The sequence below is a fragment of the Stenotrophomonas sp. YJH_SMC_130 genome (assembly GCF_059369035.1).
On sequence record NZ_JCAFSH010000006.1, the window covers coordinates 126,023 to 140,745 of the forward strand.

Below are 14,723 nucleotides of genomic sequence, written 5' to 3' on the forward strand. Positions count from 1 at the left end.
AATGAGACAAGTTCTCATTGGGCGGAACGAGAGGCGTTCTCAGCGGTAACCCGCCGCCTGCAGCTCGAACAGCTCGGCATAGCGGCCGCCCTGCGCCATCAGCTGCGCATGGGTGCCGCTGGCCTCGATCCGGCCATCGGCCAGCACCAGGATGCGGTCGGCCATGCGTACCGAGGAAAAGCGGTGGGAAATCAGTACTGCGGTGCGATTATCCGCCAGTTCCCTGAACCGCTGGAACACCTCGAACTCACTGCGGGCATCCAGCGCTGCCGTTGGCTCATCCAGGATCATCACCTGCGCATTGCGCATCCATGCGCGGGCAATGGCGATCTTCTGCCATTGGCCACCGGACAGGTCCACGCCCTGCTTGAAGCGGCGGCCGATCTGCTGGTCGTAGCCGCCGGGCAGGTCGTCGATGACTTCCTCGGCCATGCCGCGTCGCGCCGCGTCAGCGATGCGTGCCTGGTCGTCCATCGCCTCGACCTGGCCGACGCCGATGTTCTCGCCGGCGCTGAGGTTGTAGCGCACGAAGTCCTGGAAGATCACCCCGAGGTTGGCGCGCAGGTCATCCAGGTCGTAATCGCGCAGGTCGCGGCCGTCGAGCAGGATGCGGCCTTCGTCCGGCTCGTACAGCCGTGCCAGCAGTTTTACCAGGGTGGTCTTGCCGGCACCGTTCTCGCCGACCAGGGCCAGCACTTCGCCGGCGTGCAGCTGGAAATCCAGATGGCGCACCGCCCACTGTTCGGCATCGGGGTAGCGGAAGCCGACGTTCTCGAATACGAAGCCCTGGCGGATCGGTTGCGACACGCGCACGGCCCCATCGCGCGAGTGGATTTCCGGCTGGATCTGGAAGAACGAGAACAGGTCATCCAGGTACAGCGCCTGGCTGGCCACCTGCGAGAAGCCGATCAGCAGGCCTTCCAGCAGCTGGCGCAGGCGCAGGAAGCTGCCGGCGAGGAAGGTCAGGTCGCCGATCGAGAAGTCCCCGCGCACCGTGCGCCATGCGATGTAGGCGTAGGCGGTGTAATACCCCAGCGTGCCCAGCGCAGCCAGCAGCGTGCCCCAGAACGCGCGGCGCCGTGCCAGGGCGCGGTTGGCCTGGAACAATGCCACCGACAGGCGCCGGTAGCGCTCCACCAGGAAGCGGTGCAGGTTGTAGATCTTCACTTCCTTGGCCGTTTCCACGCTGGCGCCCAGCTGGCGCAGGTAGTCGAGCTGGCGGCGCTCGGGCGTCCACTGGAAGTTGAGGCTGTAGCCGGCCGCGTTGAAGTGCGATTCGCCAATGAAGGCCGGCACCAGTGCCAGCGCCAGCAGCAGGATCAGCCACGGCGCGTAGACCAGCAGGCCGACGGCGAGGCTGGCCACGGTGATCGCGTCCTGCACCTGGCCGAACAGCTGGCTCATCAGGTTCATCCTGCCCATGGTCTGGCGGCGCGCACGGTCCAGCTTGTCCTGCAGGTCCGGGTCTTCGAAATCCTCCAGGTCCAGCGTCGCGGCGTGTTCCATCAGGCGGATGCTGGTGGCGTTGGCGAACAGTTCGGAAAGCAGAGCGTCGGCGTAGCTGACCAGTCGGCCGAGCAGGTCCGAGGCGATGGCCAGGCCGAATTCCAGTGCCAGCAGGCCCAGCAGTGGATTGAGCAGGCCGCTGGACAGCGCCTCGCCCAGCGGCGGGAAGCCGGCATCGTGCTGGCTCAGGTGCAGGGCGCTGTCGATGATCAGCTTGCCGACGTACAGCATCGCCACCGGCAGCAGGGCACGGATCAGGCGCAGCCCCAGGCTGGCCAGGGTGAGCGCCGGACTGGTCTTCCAGACCATGCGCAGGAAAGGGGGCAGATTGCGCATCGCCCTGAAGCGCTGGCGCAGGCTGGGTTTCTTCGCGGCGGCAGCGCCAGCGGTGGCGGAAGCAGGCATGCGCGTATTGTGCGCGCCTGCTACGTGCAGAGGGGGTCAGTGCAGCCGTGTGGCCGGCACCGGGGTCAGATCCCTTTGCCACACAAAGGGATCTGACCCTCCCGCATCCACGCATGGCGTGGATCTACCGTGTCGACCGAGGTCGACACCTACCAGCAGCTCCAGTGAACTATCGAAGGCGGGGTGGGTCAGGTCGCAGGGGCGTGAGCCGCATGGATGCGGCGACCGAGCTTACATGGACGTACTTGCAGCGTCCCCTGTGACCTGACCCACCCTGCCAACCCGCAGAAGAGCCAGCTTTTGCCGTTGCTCCAGCTGTTGCTCTGGCCTCTGCGGGTGCCGGGCGGCAGCCCGGCCAACAGGACCCTTTTACGGCAGCGGCGGCAGCAGCCCCGCACCCAGCCGGTTCCAGGCATTGATCACCGCAATGCCCATGCTCAGGTCACTGATGCCCTTCGCATCGAAGTGCGGCGCCAATGCATCGAACGCCGCCTGCGACGGCGCACCCTCGGTCAGCCGGGTCAGCGCCTCGGCCCAGCCCAGTGCCGCGCGTTCGCGCGCGTCGAAGAAGCGGCTTTCGTGCCAGGCGGGCAGGGTGTCCAGCTTGCGCGGCTCGATGCCGCCCTTACGCAGCGCCGTGCCGTGCATGTCCATGCAGTAGCCGCAGCCGTTGAGCTGCGACACGCGCAGGAACACCAGTTCCATCAGGGTCGGGTCGATCGAGCTGTCATGCACCGCCTGGCTGGTGGCCAGCAGGCCCTTGAAGGCCTCGGCGGCCAGACGGGTGTAGGGGACGCGGGGGGAGGTGTGATCGGACATCGTGGGCTCCACGGCGGCCACGATGGCCGCCTTCATCACAAGGACGCCGCAGCGTTGCGGTGCGTGACAACCTTCGGCAATTTTTCTGGATTCAGCACGCTGTACACGTTGGCGATGCGGCCATCGACCACTTCGATGGTGGTGACCGAGTGCAGGCGGTCGCTCTGGAAGCGCAGGATCGCCGGTTCGCCGTTGACGTAGCCCAGCTGCGCCGGATGCACCGCGCCGCGGCGGGCGATGGCCCAGAACAGGCGGCCGATGCGCTCGGCGCCCAGCAGCGGGCGGATCGCGGCGGTAACCACGCCGCCGCCGTCGGAGACCAGTTGCGCGTTGGCGTGCAGCAGGGCCTGGATCGCCTCGCTGTCGCCGCGCTGCGAGGCATCCATGAAGCGCTTCAGCAACTGCCGGTGCTGGATGGCATCGGCGTTGAAGCGCGGCCGTCCGGCCTGCAGGCGCTGCCGGGCGCGGTGCACCAGCTGCCGGCAGTTGGCCTCGCTGTGACCGATCAGCTCGGCGATCTCGCGATAGTCGTGGTCGAAGGCCTCCTTCAGCAGGAAGGCGGCGCGTTCTTCGGGGCCGAGTTGTTCGAGCAAGGTCAGGAAGGCCACCGAGACATCGTCGGCCAGCGCATGCAGCTGGGCCGGACCGGGCGCCGGGTCCGGCTCCAGGGTGACCGCCAGCGGTTCGGCCAGCCATGGGCCGACATAGTGCGCGCGCTCGCGCTTGGCCGCTCGCAGGCGGTCCAGGCCGAGCCGGGTGGTGGTGGTGACCAGCCAGGCCTCTGCATCGCGGACGCTGGCAGGATCGGCGCCGGACCAGCGCAGCCAGGCGTCCTGGACCACGTCTTCGGCGTCGGCGCGGCTGCCGAGCAGGCGGTAGGCCAGCGCCATCAGGCGCGGGCGGTGGGTCTGGAAAACGGTTTCGGCGTTCATGTGGGCAAGGACGCCGTAGTGGCGCGTGGCGTGACAGAGCGTCGGGGGAATCTTGCCGGCCAGCGGCCAGCACGACCACCCCGGGGCCGGGGGAGGGGGTAAAATGGGCGGATTACCCCCGCCAGCCTCGAGCAAGCGAGCAAGCCGTGACATCGATCAAGCAGGAAGACCTCATCCAGTCCATCGCCGACGCGCTGCAGTACATCTCGTACTACCACCCGGTCGACTACATCAAGAACCTCGCCGCCGCGTACGAGCGCGAGGAGTCGCCGGCCGCGAAGGAAGCGATGGCCCAGATCCTGATCAATTCGCGGATGTGCGCCGAAGGCCACCGTCCGATCTGCCAGGACACCGGCATCGTCACCGTGTTCCTGGAAATCGGCATGGACGTGCGTTGGGATGACGCCACCATGGGCGTGGAAGACATGGCCAATGAGGGCGTTCGCCGCGCCTACATGCATCCGGACAACAAGCTGCGCGCCTCGGTGCTGGCTGATCCGGCCGGCAAGCGGATCAATACCAAGGACAACACCCCGGGCGTGGTCAACGTCAAGGTGGTGCCGGGCAACAAGGTCGACGTCATCGTTGCCGCCAAGGGCGGTGGTTCGGAAGCGAAGACCAAGTTCGCCATGCTCAACCCGTCCGACTCCATCGTCGACTGGGTGCTGAAGACCGTGCCGACCATGGGCGCCGGCTGGTGCCCGCCGGGCATGCTCGGCATCGGCATCGGTGGCACCGCCGAGAAGGCGATGCTGCTGGCCAAGGAGGCGCTGATGGAACCGATCGACATCACCGAGCTGCAGGCCCGTGGTGCCTCCAACCGCATCGAGGAGCTGCGCCTGGAGCTGTATGAGAAGGTCAATGCGCTGGGCATCGGCGCGCAGGGCCTGGGCGGCCTGACCACTGTGCTGGACATCAAGATCAACGACTATCCGACCCATGCGGCCAACCTGCCGGTGGCGATGATCCCGAACTGCGCCGCCACCCGCCATGCGCACTTCACCCTGGATGGTAGTGGCCCGGTAATGCTGGACCCGCCGTCGCTGGAAGACTGGCCGAAGCTGACCTATGACGCGTCCAAGGGCACCCGGGTGGACCTGGACACGATCACCCCGGAAGATGTGGCCAGCTGGAAGCCGGGCCAGACCCTGCTGCTCAACGGCAAGCTGCTGACCGGCCGCGATGCCGCGCACAAGCGCATGGTCGACATGCTCAACAAGGGCGAGGAACTGCCGGTCGACCTGAAGGGCCGCTTCATCTATTACGTCGGCCCGGTCGATCCGGTGCGCGACGAAGTGGTGGGCCCGGCCGGCCCGACCACGGCGACCCGCATGGACAAGTTCACCGAGCAGGTACTGGCACAGACCGGCCTGCTGGGCATGGTCGGCAAGGCCGAGCGCGGCCCGGCCGCCATCGAGGCGATCAGGAAGCACAAGTCGGCCTACCTGATGGCCGTTGGTGGTTCGGCCTACCTCGTGTCCAAGGCCATCAAGGCGGCCAAGGTGGTTGGTTTCGCCGACCTGGGCATGGAGGCGATCTACGAGTTCACCGTGCAGGACATGCCCGTGACCGTGGCGGTGGATTCCACCGGCGAATCGGTGCACAAGACCGGCCCGCGCGAATGGCAGGCCCGCATCGGCAAGATTCCGGTGGTTGTGGAGTAAGCCTTCCATCCCGGACCAGACAACGGCGCTCCTGTGGCGCCGTTGTTGTATGGGCAAAAATATTGATGTTCCGGTAGCGGTTGTTCTGCTACGGTCGGAACACCCTCGCACAGGACGTGTCCATGGCCCTGCATCGATTCATCGTGGTAGGCGTGCTGCTGGCCCTGGCCGGTTGCAGCACCCCGGCGTCGTACGAAGGCGCGGATTTCCCCGCATCGGCGCAATGCCGCGTGCAGTGCCAGGCCGGCTATCGCAGCTGCATGGCGCAGAATGACTCCCTCGGCAGCCGCCAGAGCAACTGCGAGCAGCAGGTGGTGCCGGCGCCGGACAAGCGCTGCAAGGACGTGGACAATCCGGACCTGCGCCGAGCCTGCGAACTGAAGACGCACGACTGCGCGATGCGCGCGCCGATGATGTCCTGTGGCGAGCGCCGGGATTCCTGCATGAGCAGCTGCGGCTGAGCAACGATCGTGCGCGTGGGCGCATAATCGGCTGATCCACCTGCACAGGATCTTCCGCATGAGCACCACGCTGTATGGTTCGACCAGTACCGCCGCGCTGGTCGTGCACTGGCTGCTGATCGAGCTCGGCATCGAGCATGAACTGGTGCTGCTGGATTTCGACGCGCGCGAGCACAAGTCGGCGCAGTACCTGGCGCTCAATCCGGCCGGTGTGGTGCCGACACTGTTGATCGATGGCCTGGTACTGACCGAAGCGGCGGCCATCGCCCTGTACCTGGCCGATCGCCACCCGGAGGCCGGCCTGCTCCCGGTGCCGGGCACGCCGCAGCGAGGCGATGCCTACCGCTGGATGTTCTGGTGTGCCAATACGCTGCAGCCGGCCTATCGGGCCTGGTTCTATCCGCATGAAATGGCCGGCGAGGCGAACGTCGAGGCCAGCCGCGAGAGGGCGCGTCAGCGGCTCGAAGCGGCCTGGCAGCACGTTGCCGCTCACCTGCAGGCGCACGGCCCGTACCTGCTGGGCGCCACGCCCTGCGTGGTCGACTACATGCTGGTGATGCTGATGCGCTGGTCGCGCAACATGCCCAGGCCCAGCGACACCTGGCCAGTGCTGAAGGCGCATGCCACCTCGATGAAGGCGCGCCCGGCGTTCGCCGAGGTCTACCGCCGCGAAGGCATCACCGACTGGCGGTAACCAAAAAAGGGGACGGAGGGAATTAAGTCGTTTGTGCACATACGACTTAATTCCCTCCGTCCCCTTTTTCGGGTTACAGGATCTCCAGCACTGTTTCCGGTGGGCGGCACAGCCGCGTGCCCTTGGCCGTGCGCACCACGGGGCGATTGATCAAACGGGGGTGTTCGCTCATCGCCGCCAGCAGCGTGGCGTCGTCGGCGCCGTCCAGGCCCAGTTCGGCGAACAGCGCCTCCTTGCTGCGTACCAGTTCCTGTGCGTGCAGCCGGGATTCGGCCAGTACCTGGCGCAGCGTGGCTGCGTCCGGCGGGTTGCCCAGGTAGTCGATCACCACCGGCTCGAAGCCCGCATCGCGGATCAGCTTCAGTGCGCCGCGCGAGTTGCTGCAGGCCGGGTTGTGCCAGATCGTCACGTCCATCAGAACCACTCCAGCAGAGACACGCCCACACCCACATAGGTGGCCTTGTGGTTGTAGTCGATCAGGCTTTCGCCGTAGCCGTCGAAGACCTGCACATGGCCACGCAGCAGGTTGCTGATGGGGAAGCCGTAGTCCAGCTGCAGCGCACCGTGCGAACGGCTTCCGGTGCGCAGTGAATGGCGCGCCATCAGCGAGACCTCATGCCCATTGCGGTTCCAGGTCAGGGTGGCGTCGCCGCGACCCATGTAATCCTCGATGTCCGGATTGTTGTCTTCGCTGCGGCTTTCGGGAATGCGGTACCAGGGACGCAGCACCAGCGCCCAGTTCTCGCGGTCCAGGCCGATGTTGAGCATGACCCGGTTCCAGCTGCGTGACAGCGGGTCGGCGCGGCCATTGGACTGGTGGTTCAGCGCGATACCGGTCATGCGCCCGCGCCAGCCACCGATCGAGTAGCCGTTGCGGAACACCATCATCACTTCCGGCTCGTAATTGGTTTCGCGGAACGGGCGCGAATCCTCGCTGTTGTAGGCCTGCCAGCGCGAACTCTGGGTGTAGCCGGCCCAGATGTCGCCGTTGTCGCCGAACAGGTTCTCGACGATCTTGGTCTTGAAGCTGATCTGGAACTTCAGCTCGGCACTGTCGAGTACCTGCGGGGTGGTCACGCTGTTGGCCGGGTTCGGCGAGTGCGGCATGGTGTTGCGATCGCTGGTCCAGAAGGCGGGCAGCAGGTACACCGGCTTGTAGGCGCGCAGTTGGAACGGCCCCAGCTTGGAGTCCTCGGCCAGTTCCCAGCGGCTGTCCAGCAGCGAACCGCGGCCGGCGTTGGCCAGCGCGCTGTCCGGCGTTGCCGGGCGGAACAGGTCGCTCACCCGCTCGCGCAGCTTTTCCTCGCCCTGGCTCACGCGCGCGGTCTGCCGTTCTTCGCGGCGGGCCTGCGCAGCCGCTTCAGCGGCAGCATCAGCGGCGGCGGTAGCCTCCGGGGTATGCCCGAACAGGCGGTCATAGCAGGCCAGCCGGGCCGCGTCGGTGGTAATTGCCGCGCAGGCGGCCGGTGAGGCATCGGCGGTAGGCGCGAACTCCTGCGCAGCCAGCGGTGCACTGGCCAGGGCAAGCGCCAGCGGCGCCAGACGGGGAAACAGCGTGGGGAGGGTCATTGCAGCAGGCCCTTCGATGAATTCGGGAATCACACAGTGTGGCGGCTGTGCCGGATCGCGGCCAGCCCCACGGTTTATGCAGGGTCACAGCGTGCGCGTGGCGTGAAGGCCAGGTGGCTCAGAAGAACCAGGCGAACGCGAACAGGCCCAGCATCGCGATCACAACCGCCAGTTTCAGTGCCAGGCCAAGCAGGATGCCGAGCCAGGTGGCCAGGCCGACCTTGGTCGAGCGGCCGAGTTCGCGGGTGTGCCAGTACTCGCCGAGCAGGGCACCGACCAGCGGACCCGCGAACAGGCCGATGGGCATGAAGAACAGGCCGACGATGCTGCCGACGAAGGTTCCCCACAGCGCCTTGCGGCTGGCGCCGACACGCTGCGCGCCGACAACCGTGGCCAGCACGTCCACCAGCAGCGAAAGCAGGGTCAGTACCCCGAGCGCGACCAGGGTGGGCCAGCCGACGTGGGCGAAGCCGTCGGCCCAGGCGGCCAGCAGCAGTCCGATGAACACCAGCGGGATGCCCGGGAGGGCCGGCAGGATGATGCCGGCGATGCCTATCAGGACAAAAATGACCGCTAGCAGATACAAGATGAATGAGAGTCCCATGCTGTCCCGTATGGAGTCCGTTTTGGGGTTGACAGTGAAAGATTTTGCCAGTTGCTTTTTCGTTTTGGCCGGGTTAAGTTGCAGTCGCTGAGCTTGGCAAGGTCACCGTGGATCGTGGCCTGATGAAGCAAGATCTTCCCGATCCGCTGCATCGATGCACCTCGCTTCCCCCTTGCTTGTCAGCCGCCCACCAGGCGTTTCCAACAACAAGAGAGAGTCAAAGGGAGTTAGTGAGATGGCTGATCGCGAGACCGGTACCGTAAAGTGGTTCAATGATGCGAAGGGCTTCGGCTTCATCAGCCGCCAGAATGGCGAGGACGTGTTCGTGCACTTCCGCGCCATCGAGACCCAGGGCTTCAAGAGCCTCAAGGAAGGCCAGAGTGTGAGCTTTGAAGTCGTGCAGGGCCAGAAGGGCCTGCAGGCTGACAAGGTCCAGCCGATGTAACACCTGCCGTCCTCCGGCACGAAAAAGGCCCGCGCAAGCGGGCCTTTTTCTTGGCCTTTGGCCCGCTGCAGGTCAGCGCAGGATGACCTTGCCGTTGACCACGCGCACATAGGTGTTCTCACGGATGCCACCCAGGTCGCGCTGGTTGACCACGATGGTGCGGCCATCATCCATGCGCACGCTGATGTCGTAGGTATCGCTGGTCACATTCTTCTGGATCTGATTGCCGGCCAGGGCGCCACCGACCGCGCCTGCAGCGGCGGCAATGTTCTTGTTGCCACGGCTGCCACCGGTGTGGTCGGAGATTTCATGGCCGGCCACGGCGCCGACGATGCCGCCGAGGATCGCGCCGGTCGCACTGGGCGCGGTGCGGCCCGAGGGCACGGTGTTGATGCGGGTGACGATGCCACAGTCCGCGCAGCGGCCCTGGTTGTAGCCGCCGTTGTTGCCGTAGCCGCCGTTGTTGTAGCCGTTGTTGTAACCACCGCCACTGTAACCGGGCGAGGTGGCACAACCGGCCAGCGCGAGGGTAGCGATGGCGCTGGCGGCGATGAGCTGGATCTTCATGGGGCGTCTCCTGGCCGTGAAGGCGGGTATGTTGGGTGGTACTGCGTCATGCAGCAGGGTGGACGAATCCTCTCCCTTCGAACGTGAACAACGCGCCAACCAAGCACCTGATGCCCGGCTGCAGGATGAACGCGCCTCAGCGGAAATCCTGGTGGCAGGCCCGGCAATCGGCCTGCAGCGTTTCCACGAGCTGGGCCGAGGCCCTGCAGTCGCCTGGCGGTGCGGCCAGCGCCGTGTTGAGGTTGCCGCGAAGTCGGCTGGCGTGCTGCTGGAACTGCGTGCTGTCCTTCAGCCCGGGGAACGCCAGGTCCAGGTCATTGGACAACAGGCGTAGTGCCTGCAGCCGCGGCACGCTGTCGGCCAGGCTGCAGCGGTTCTGCTGCTGAGCCTGCTGCAGCAGCTGCGACTGCCGCTGCATCACCTGCATCAGGCTGTCCGGGAACGGGTCGCGACGCGCCTGCAGGGCGCGGCCCACCATTACCGTGGCGACCAAGCCGATCAGCAGGCCCAGGCACAGTACGAACAGGTAGCGATGGGCAGGGGACAGGCGGCGGGGCGGGCTGGCGTTCATGCGGGCTCTCCAGGCGTGCAACGGTGGGTTCGACGCCGACGTGCTTTGGGCGCTGGCACCTGCACGTTAAAATAGCCCGATGAACGAACAGGTCAAACAACGCTTCGCCGGCATCGAACGGCTGTATGGCGTGGGTGCGCTCGAGCGCCTGCAGGGCAGTCGCGTGGCGGTGGTCGGCATGGGCGGCGTCGGCTCGTGGGTGGTGGAGGCGCTGGCCCGTTCGGCGGTCGGTCATCTGACCCTGATCGATGCCGACGACATCTGCGTGTCCAACACCAACCGGCAGCTGCCGGCGATGGAAGGCAATTACGGGCGCAACAAGGCCGAGGCGATGGCCGAGCGCTGCCGTGCGATCAACCCGGGGATCGACGTCGACGCCGTGCAGGCATTCCTGACGATGTCCAACATGGCTGAGCTGCTGGACCGCGGGTTCGATCTGGTGATCGACGCCTGCGACAGCTTCCGGGTCAAGGTCGAGACGATCGCCTGGTGCCGTCGCCGCAAGCTGCCGCTGCTGACCGTCGGCGCTGCCGGTGGCCGCACCGACCCGACCCTGGTACGTATCCGCGATGTCTCGCGCACCGAGCACGACGCCATGCTGGCGCTGATCCGCAAGAAGCTGCGCAGCGAGTTCAACTTCCCGAAGAACGCCAAGCGCTATTTCGGCGTGCCGGCGGTGTATTCGCTGGAGAATGTGAAGTACCCGCAGGCCGATGGCAGCGTCTGCGGCATTCGTCCGAACCTGGGTGCCGATGCGGCGTTGAAGCTGGACTGCGGTGCCGGTCTGGGCGCGGCGACCCACATCACCGGCGCGTTCGCCTTTGCGGCGGTGGGCAAGGCGCTGGAGATGCTGCTGGAGCCGAAGAAGGCGAAAACCGAGGTGACCGAGGCCTACGCCGACGCGTGACGGTAGTGCCGGCCGCTGGCCGGCATCGGGTTCGTCGCGGTCGTTACAGCGTGCCGGCCAAGGTTGGCCCCCGCCTTTACGTTGCCGGCAGCGCGAACAGCCGCCGTGCATTCTCTGTCGTGGCCTGTGCCAGGGCCTCGAGCTCCATTCCGCGCAGCGCGGCCACGTGCCGGGCAATGGTTGCCAACCGTGCCGGTTCGTTGCGCTGGCCGCGGACCCCTGCGTCGGGCTGGTCGGGCGCGTCGGTTTCCAGCAGCAGCTGCTCCAGCGGCATCCCGCGTACCAGCCGTTGCAGGCGCTGCGCCCGCTCGTAGGTCAGCGGACCACCAAGACCCAGCAGGAAGCCGTGCCTGTGCAGTTGCGCGGCCTGTTCGGGGCTGCCGGAAAAACTGTGCACCACGCCGCGCAGGCCGCCGACGCGACGGATCGCGGCGATCACCGCATCCACCGCGCGTCGCGCGTGCACGATCACCGGCAGATTGAATTCTCGGGCCAGTTCCAGCTGGCCGATGAAATACGCCTGTTGAGCCTCGGCATCCAGTCCTTCGACGAAGAAGTCGAGGCCGCATTCGCCGATCGCGCAGGGGCGTTCGCGCTCGATCCACTGGCGCAGCAGTGGCAGGTGCCCAGGCTGGTGATCGGCCAGGAACATCGGGTGCAGGCCGAAGGCCGGGTACAGCCCGGGCGCCTGCTGGCAGACCTCGCGCAGTTTCGGCCAGCTGGCAGCGGTGACCGCTGGCACCACCTGTTGGCGCACACCCACGGCCTGCGCCCGCTCGATCACCGCGGCACGGTCAGGGTCGAACGCGCTCGCGTCGAGATGACAGTGGCTGTCGACCAGCACGCTCAACGCTGTTCCAGCGGCGGTGGCGTGGTGGCGTTGCGGCTCTTCCAGTTGGCCAGCAGCAGCGTGCCGAAGCCCAGCACCAGCTCATCGATGAACGGGATCGGGTCCGGGATGAACAGCGTCAGCACGAACAGGCCGGCGGTGAGCTTGAACAGGGTGGGGTAGCGCAGCCGGCGCGCCCACTGCAGTACTGGCAGCAGCATCGGGTTGGCCATGGCGGGGATCCTCGTGGGGAATATGCAAACGCTACCACGGGCCCTGCATTTCCTGATGCTGAATGGGTTACAGGAATGAGCAGGAAATGTGGAGATTCCGTTCAGGCAGCGCATGCTGCAATCTGTCCCGAGAACGTTGCGGATGGTCCGCAAGGAGCAGGTCATGAAAAGCACAACTACAACTGTCCTGGTCGCAGCGGGCGCGCTGCTGGTGGGTGGCATCGCCACCGCCGCCTTCATGAAGAGTGGCGACAAATCGCCCGACTCCATCAGCGCCGCAACCCCCAATGGCGAGTCGCGCCTGGTCGATGGCAACGCCACCGACGATGGCGTACGTGGTGACAAGCTCGACCCGTCGGCGCCGCGCGGGCTGGAATATGCCGATGTGCTGAAGGTCGACCCGATCACCGAGAAGCAGAAGGCCTATGCCACCGTGATCGGCACCGATCCGGTGCGCGAGACCTCCACCACCCAGACCCCGCACGAGGTCTGCCAGGACGTGACGGTGCAGGAGCGCCTGCCGGAGCGTGATGGCAACGTCGGCGGTACCGTGGTCGGCGCGGTGGTGGGTGGCCTGCTCGGCAACCAGGTCGGTGGCGGCAACGGCAAGAAGGCCGCGACCGCAGCCGGTGCGGTGGCCGGTGGCTTCATCGGCAACCAGATCGACAAGCGCCATGTGGGTGGTCGCGTGGTCAATCGTACCGAGCGCCAGTGCCACACCGAAACCGCAACGTCCGAGTCGAGCCGCGTCACCGGTTACAACGTGACCTATCGCAACGAAGACGGGACCACCGGCACCATGCGCATGGCCAGCAAGCCGGGCAGCCGCATCGCCATGGGTACCAATGATGTGGTGAAGGGCTACAACGTGACCTATCGCTATGATGGCGCCGAGAAGACCGTGCGCATGGACAACAAGCCGGCCAGCGATCGCCTGCCGGTGGTCGATGGCCAGCTGGTCACGCAGACCGCTGCTGCCGGCGCCACTGCGGCCACGCGCCAGTAATCCAGAACACCCTGCTGCACCCGACGGGCCGGCTCATGCCGGCCCGTTTCGTTGTGCGCACGGGCATTCATCCGTGGGGAAAGGGAATCGACCATGATGGATGCCCCCCTTCGACAAGGAGTCGGCATGAGCATCTTCGACCTGCGCCTGGAAACCGAGCGGCTGATCCTGCGCCCGCTGCTGCGCGAGGACTACGAACCGTACCTGGCATTCTGTGCCGACGAGGAAACGATGCGCACCCTGGGGGGTGTTCAACCGCCCTCGGTGGCATGGCGCGGCTTCTGCAGCCTGGCCGGCGCCTGGCAGCTGTTCGGCTTCTCGATGTTCAGCGTGATCGAGAAATCCAGCGGTGACTGGATCGGCCGGATGGGACCGTGGCAGCCGCAGGACTGGCCTGGGACCGAGGTCGGTTGGGGTATTCGGCATGCCAGCTGGGGCCGGGGCTATGCACCGGAAGCGGCGGTTGCCGCCATCGACTGGGCGTTCGACACGCTGGGCTGGGACGAGGTGATCCACACCATCGCCGAGAACAACGACAACTCGAGGGCGGTCGCGCGCAAGCTCGGCAGCACGCTGCTGCGCATGGGTGAATTGCCACCGCCGTACAACGACAAGCCGATGCAGATCTGGGGCCAGTCGCGCGAACAGTGGCGGCAGCGCCGTTCGCCGTTGTAGAGCCGAGCCCATGCTCGGCTGCATCTGGCGCACAGCAGCCGAGCATGGGCTCGGCTCTACAGATTGTCCGCATGCTGCATCCGCGCTTGGCATTCACCGGCGGGCTTGCCAGACTGCGTGCAGCTGGCCGCCGGCCGGATCCGAGGAATCAGGCAATGGTGGAAGAGCGCGTCCCGTTGACGGTGCATGGCATGTCGGTGTCCGGCAATTGCCACAAGGTCCGCCTGCTGCTGGAGCAGCTCGGCAGCCGCTACCGCTGGGTGGAAGTGGACAGTGCCCATGGCCAGACCCACACCGCCGAGTTCCTTGCGCTCAATCCCAACGCCAAGGTGCCGTTGATCGTCCGCGACGATGGCCGCGTGTTGACTGAATCCAATGCGATCCTGTTCTGGTTGGCCGAAGGGACGCCCTACCTGCCTACCGACGGTTGGGAACGCGCGCAGGCATTGAGCTGGATGTTCTTCGAGCAGTACACGCACGAGCCATGCGTGGCGGTAGCGCGCTTCATCCGCGGCTGGACACCGCCCGATTCACCGCGCCGTTCTGAACTGCCACGCCTGCACGAGCGTGCCGCCACCGCGCTGGCCGTGATGGAGCAGCACCTGCGCGAAGCGCAGTGGTTCACCGGCAGCGCATACGGCATCGCCGACATTGCGCTGTTCGCCTATACCGACGTGGCAGGCGAAGGCGGCATCAGCCTGGCGCCCTTCCCGGAAGTGCGCGCCTGGCTGCAGCGCGTGCGTGCGCAGCCGCGCTTCGTGGCGATGCCAGCGGTGACCGCCGAGGTGCGCGCGCGCTTCGAGGCCGCCTGATCCCACAGGATAGCGCCCGGCGCT

General features: G+C 66.4%; 18 protein-coding genes. 8 read left to right on the plus strand and 10 right to left on the minus strand.

The annotated features are described in order from the left end of the window. Positions 1 to 39: 39 nt before the first annotated feature. The 3 genes from AC5P5V_RS10730 to AC5P5V_RS10740 all read right to left on the minus strand — a co-directional run bounded on the left by AC5P5V_RS10730 (position 40) and on the right by AC5P5V_RS10740 (position 3,662). Positions 40 to 1,911 (minus strand): ABC transporter ATP-binding protein, encoded by a 1,872-nt coding sequence (locus AC5P5V_RS10730; protein ID WP_134969186.1) that lies wholly within the window; start codon positions 1,909 to 1,911, stop codon positions 40 to 42. A 369-nt stretch (positions 1,912 to 2,280) separates the two neighbouring features. Further along, positions 2,281 to 2,730, minus strand: coding sequence for a carboxymuconolactone decarboxylase family protein (locus tag AC5P5V_RS10735; protein WP_061478100.1), 450 nt, complete (start codon positions 2,728 to 2,730; stop codon positions 2,281 to 2,283). A gap of 35 nt (positions 2,731 to 2,765) precedes the next feature. After that, on the minus strand, positions 2,766 to 3,662 hold the full coding sequence (locus AC5P5V_RS10740; RefSeq protein WP_231352202.1) for an RNA polymerase sigma-70 factor: 897 nt from the start codon (positions 3,660 to 3,662) through the stop codon (positions 2,766 to 2,768). Between the two features lie 146 nt (positions 3,663 to 3,808). Here AC5P5V_RS10740 and AC5P5V_RS10745 point away from each other — a divergent pair, with 146 nt between their 5' ends. The 3 genes from AC5P5V_RS10745 to AC5P5V_RS10755 all read left to right on the plus strand — a co-directional run bounded on the left by AC5P5V_RS10745 (position 3,809) and on the right by AC5P5V_RS10755 (position 6,481). Beyond that, positions 3,809 to 5,326, plus strand: coding sequence for a fumarate hydratase (locus AC5P5V_RS10745; protein WP_005417564.1), 1,518 nt, complete (start codon positions 3,809 to 3,811; stop codon positions 5,324 to 5,326). Positions 5,327 to 5,448: 122 nt separating this feature from the next. Continuing rightward, the gene (locus tag AC5P5V_RS10750; protein ID WP_005417563.1) at positions 5,449 to 5,787 is read left to right on the plus strand and encodes a hypothetical protein; all 339 of its coding nucleotides are present in this window, start codon (positions 5,449 to 5,451) and stop codon (positions 5,785 to 5,787) included. Positions 5,788 to 5,845: 58 nt separating this feature from the next. Beyond that, complete coding sequence (locus tag AC5P5V_RS10755; RefSeq protein WP_061477989.1) at positions 5,846 to 6,481, plus strand: glutathione S-transferase family protein; 636 nt, start codon at positions 5,846 to 5,848, stop codon at positions 6,479 to 6,481. 73 nt (positions 6,482 to 6,554) lie between these two features. Here the strand turns inward: AC5P5V_RS10755 and arsC are convergent, their stop codons facing one another. The 3 genes from arsC to AC5P5V_RS10770 form a co-directional block, all read right to left on the minus strand. After that, on the minus strand, positions 6,555 to 6,896 hold the full coding sequence (gene arsC, locus AC5P5V_RS10760) for an arsenate reductase (glutaredoxin) (protein WP_061477988.1): 342 nt from the start codon (positions 6,894 to 6,896) through the stop codon (positions 6,555 to 6,557). Further along, positions 6,896 to 8,050 (minus strand): phospholipase A, encoded by a 1,155-nt coding sequence (locus tag AC5P5V_RS10765; protein WP_061477987.1) that lies wholly within the window; start codon positions 8,048 to 8,050, stop codon positions 6,896 to 6,898. The genes arsC and AC5P5V_RS10765 overlap by 1 nt, the downstream gene beginning before the upstream one ends. Positions 8,051 to 8,168: 118 nt before the next feature. Continuing rightward, positions 8,169 to 8,654, minus strand: coding sequence for a DUF456 domain-containing protein (locus AC5P5V_RS10770; protein WP_032958895.1), 486 nt, complete (start codon positions 8,652 to 8,654; stop codon positions 8,169 to 8,171). Positions 8,655 to 8,889: 235 nt separating this feature from the next. Between AC5P5V_RS10770 and AC5P5V_RS10775 the strand changes: the two genes are divergently transcribed. Then, positions 8,890 to 9,099 (plus strand): cold-shock protein, encoded by a 210-nt coding sequence (locus tag AC5P5V_RS10775; protein WP_005417546.1) that lies wholly within the window; start codon positions 8,890 to 8,892, stop codon positions 9,097 to 9,099. 72 nt (positions 9,100 to 9,171) lie between these two features. Here AC5P5V_RS10775 and AC5P5V_RS10780 read toward each other — a convergent pair whose 3' ends face one another. Together AC5P5V_RS10780 and AC5P5V_RS10785 are read right to left on the minus strand one after the other, a co-directional pair. Next, positions 9,172 to 9,666 (minus strand): glycine zipper 2TM domain-containing protein, encoded by a 495-nt coding sequence (locus AC5P5V_RS10780; protein ID WP_005417545.1) that lies wholly within the window; start codon positions 9,664 to 9,666, stop codon positions 9,172 to 9,174. Between the two features lie 136 nt (positions 9,667 to 9,802). Next, positions 9,803 to 10,237, minus strand: coding sequence for a cytochrome c (locus tag AC5P5V_RS10785; RefSeq protein ID WP_134968882.1), 435 nt, complete (start codon positions 10,235 to 10,237; stop codon positions 9,803 to 9,805). A gap of 79 nt (positions 10,238 to 10,316) precedes the next feature. Between AC5P5V_RS10785 and AC5P5V_RS10790 the strand changes: the two genes are divergently transcribed. After that, positions 10,317 to 11,144: a tRNA threonylcarbamoyladenosine dehydratase gene (locus tag AC5P5V_RS10790; RefSeq protein ID WP_005417543.1), complete on the plus strand. Its 828-nt coding sequence runs from the start codon at positions 10,317 to 10,319 to the stop codon at positions 11,142 to 11,144. Between the two features lie 76 nt (positions 11,145 to 11,220). On the opposite strand, the gene AC5P5V_RS10795 is transcribed toward AC5P5V_RS10790, so the two are convergent. Next, positions 11,221 to 11,994, minus strand: a complete 774-nt coding sequence (locus AC5P5V_RS10795) for a TatD family hydrolase (RefSeq protein WP_134968881.1) — start codon at positions 11,992 to 11,994, stop codon at positions 11,221 to 11,223. Continuing rightward, positions 11,991 to 12,206: a DUF6116 family protein gene (locus tag AC5P5V_RS10800; protein ID WP_005417541.1), complete on the minus strand. Its 216-nt coding sequence runs from the start codon at positions 12,204 to 12,206 to the stop codon at positions 11,991 to 11,993. The genes AC5P5V_RS10795 and AC5P5V_RS10800 overlap by 4 nt, the downstream gene beginning before the upstream one ends. Positions 12,207 to 12,369: 163 nt before the next feature. Here AC5P5V_RS10800 and AC5P5V_RS10805 point away from each other — a divergent pair, with 163 nt between their 5' ends. The 3 genes from AC5P5V_RS10805 to AC5P5V_RS10815 all read left to right on the plus strand — a co-directional run bounded on the left by AC5P5V_RS10805 (position 12,370) and on the right by AC5P5V_RS10815 (position 14,699). Beyond that, complete coding sequence (locus tag AC5P5V_RS10805; RefSeq protein ID WP_061478099.1) at positions 12,370 to 13,212, plus strand: glycine zipper 2TM domain-containing protein; 843 nt, start codon at positions 12,370 to 12,372, stop codon at positions 13,210 to 13,212. A gap of 126 nt (positions 13,213 to 13,338) precedes the next feature. Next, a complete protein-coding gene (locus AC5P5V_RS10810; RefSeq protein WP_061477983.1) occupies positions 13,339 to 13,887 on the plus strand; it encodes a GNAT family N-acetyltransferase in 549 nt (182 codons plus the stop codon). A gap of 155 nt (positions 13,888 to 14,042) precedes the next feature. Further along, positions 14,043 to 14,699, plus strand: coding sequence for a glutathione S-transferase family protein (locus tag AC5P5V_RS10815; RefSeq protein ID WP_111177393.1), 657 nt, complete (start codon positions 14,043 to 14,045; stop codon positions 14,697 to 14,699). Positions 14,700 to 14,723: the final 24 nt, after the last annotated feature.

What these genes read in the sequence shown, in the direction of transcription:
- AC5P5V_RS10730 (WP_134969186.1), bottom strand. Translation starts at nt 1,911, where the DNA reads ATGCCTGCTTCCGCCACCGCTGGCGCTGCCGCCGCGAAGAAACCCAGC.
- AC5P5V_RS10735 (WP_061478100.1), bottom strand. Translation starts at nt 2,730, where the DNA reads ATGTCCGATCACACCTCCCCCCGCGTCCCCTACACCCGTCTGGCCGCC.
- AC5P5V_RS10740 (WP_231352202.1), bottom strand. Translation starts at nt 3,662, where the DNA reads ATGAACGCCGAAACCGTTTTCCAGACCCACCGCCCGCGCCTGATGGCG.
- AC5P5V_RS10750 (WP_005417563.1), top strand. Translation starts at nt 5,449, where the DNA reads ATGGCCCTGCATCGATTCATCGTGGTAGGCGTGCTGCTGGCCCTGGCC.
- AC5P5V_RS10755 (WP_061477989.1), top strand. Translation starts at nt 5,846, where the DNA reads ATGAGCACCACGCTGTATGGTTCGACCAGTACCGCCGCGCTGGTCGTG.
- arsC (WP_061477988.1), bottom strand. Translation starts at nt 6,896, where the DNA reads ATGGACGTGACGATCTGGCACAACCCGGCCTGCAGCAACTCGCGCGGC.
- AC5P5V_RS10765 (WP_061477987.1), bottom strand. Translation starts at nt 8,050, where the DNA reads ATGACCCTCCCCACGCTGTTTCCCCGTCTGGCGCCGCTGGCGCTTGCC.
- AC5P5V_RS10770 (WP_032958895.1), bottom strand. Translation starts at nt 8,654, where the DNA reads ATGGGACTCTCATTCATCTTGTATCTGCTAGCGGTCATTTTTGTCCTG.
- AC5P5V_RS10775 (WP_005417546.1), top strand. Translation starts at nt 8,890, where the DNA reads ATGGCTGATCGCGAGACCGGTACCGTAAAGTGGTTCAATGATGCGAAG.
- AC5P5V_RS10780 (WP_005417545.1), bottom strand. Translation starts at nt 9,666, where the DNA reads ATGAAGATCCAGCTCATCGCCGCCAGCGCCATCGCTACCCTCGCGCTG.
- AC5P5V_RS10785 (WP_134968882.1), bottom strand. Translation starts at nt 10,237, where the DNA reads ATGAACGCCAGCCCGCCCCGCCGCCTGTCCCCTGCCCATCGCTACCTG.
- AC5P5V_RS10790 (WP_005417543.1), top strand. Translation starts at nt 10,317, where the DNA reads ATGAACGAACAGGTCAAACAACGCTTCGCCGGCATCGAACGGCTGTAT.
- AC5P5V_RS10800 (WP_005417541.1), bottom strand. Translation starts at nt 12,206, where the DNA reads ATGGCCAACCCGATGCTGCTGCCAGTACTGCAGTGGGCGCGCCGGCTG.
- AC5P5V_RS10805 (WP_061478099.1), top strand. Translation starts at nt 12,370, where the DNA reads ATGAAAAGCACAACTACAACTGTCCTGGTCGCAGCGGGCGCGCTGCTG.
- AC5P5V_RS10810 (WP_061477983.1), top strand. Translation starts at nt 13,339, where the DNA reads ATGAGCATCTTCGACCTGCGCCTGGAAACCGAGCGGCTGATCCTGCGC.
- AC5P5V_RS10815 (WP_111177393.1), top strand. Translation starts at nt 14,043, where the DNA reads ATGGTGGAAGAGCGCGTCCCGTTGACGGTGCATGGCATGTCGGTGTCC.